1 protein-coding gene is annotated in these 1,221 nt (G+C 53.2%); it reads right to left on the reverse strand.

The genetic code is table 11. The features are described 5' to 3' along the window. Nucleotides 1-30: 30 nt before the first annotated feature. A protein-coding gene (locus CNE01S_RS24025) for an IS3 family transposase (RefSeq protein ID WP_096753955.1) occupies nt 31-1,151 on the reverse strand; the annotation gives its coding sequence in 2 pieces (ribosomal slippage) (nt 31-893 and nt 893-1,151; 1,122 coding nt in all). Nucleotides 1,152-1,221 lie beyond the last annotated feature (70 nt).

Raw genomic sequence — 1,221 nt, forward strand, 5'->3', positions numbered from 1 at the left:
TTGACCTGCCCCCAGGATTAGATACAACCTTCAGTTAGTAATGTCGGTTGGTTTTTCTTCATATTCCCTGTTTCGCCAGTCCGTTGCGAATTCAGCTGGTGTCTGGTAATCCAGCGATGAATGGGGACGGCACTCGTTATAATCCTGCCGCCAGTCATTAATCGTTTTCCGGGCATGAAGAATATCGCTGAACCAGTGTTCATTCAGACACTCATCGCGAAAGCGTCCGTTAAAGCTCTCAATAAATCCGTTCTGCGTTGGCTTACCTGGCTGGATAAGCCGTAGTTCCACACTATGCTCAAAGGCCCATTGATCGAGCGCGCGGCAGGTAAATTCCGGGCCCTGATCGGTTCTTATTGTCGTCGGATACCCCCGAAACAACGCGATGCTGTCCAGAATACGCGTGACCTGAACGCCTGAAATACCGAAAGCAGCGGTGATCGTCAGACACTCCTTCGTGAAATCATCCACACAGGTCAGGCACTTGATCCTGCGACCGTTGGCCAGTGCATCCATAACGAAATCCATCGACCATGTAAGGTTCGGCGCATCCGGGCGAAGAAGCGGAAACCGTTCGGTCGCCAGCCCTCTACGGCGTCGTCTGCGTTTTACGCTCAGTCCATTAAGGTGGTAAATACGGTATACCCGCTTGTGATTGACGTGAAGGCCCTCCCTACGCAGCAACTGCCAGATGCGCCGATAACCAAAACGTCTGCGTTCAAGCGCCAGCTCAGTAATACGTCCTGATAAATGTGCATCAGCAGCCGGACGCTGAGCATCATAACGGCAGGTCGACAGGGACAAACCTGTAAGCCGGCAGGCACGACGTTGCGACAGACCGGTAGCATCACACATCAACACCACGGCTTCCCGCTTCTGGCCTGTCGTCAGTACTTTCGCCCCAGAGCCACCTGAAGCGCCTCCTTATCCAGCATGGCTTCGGCAAGCAGTTTCTTGAGCCTGGCGTTCTCTTCCTCAAGCGACTTCAGGCGCTTAACCTCGGGCACCTCCATACCGCCATATTTCTTACGCCAGGTGTAAAAGGTGGCGTCGGAAATGGCGTGCTTACGGCAGAGCTCACGGGCAGAAACCCCGGATTCAGCCTCGCGGAGGATACTGATGATCTGTTCGTCGGAAAAACGCTTCTTCATGGGAATGTCCTCATGTGGCTTATGAAGACATTACTAACATCGGTGTGTATTAATCAACGGGGAGCAGGTC

The organism is Cedecea neteri NBRC 105707 = ATCC 33855 (genome assembly GCF_001571265.1).
GTDB classification, from domain to species: Bacteria; Pseudomonadota; Gammaproteobacteria; order Enterobacterales; family Enterobacteriaceae; genus Cedecea; species Cedecea neteri.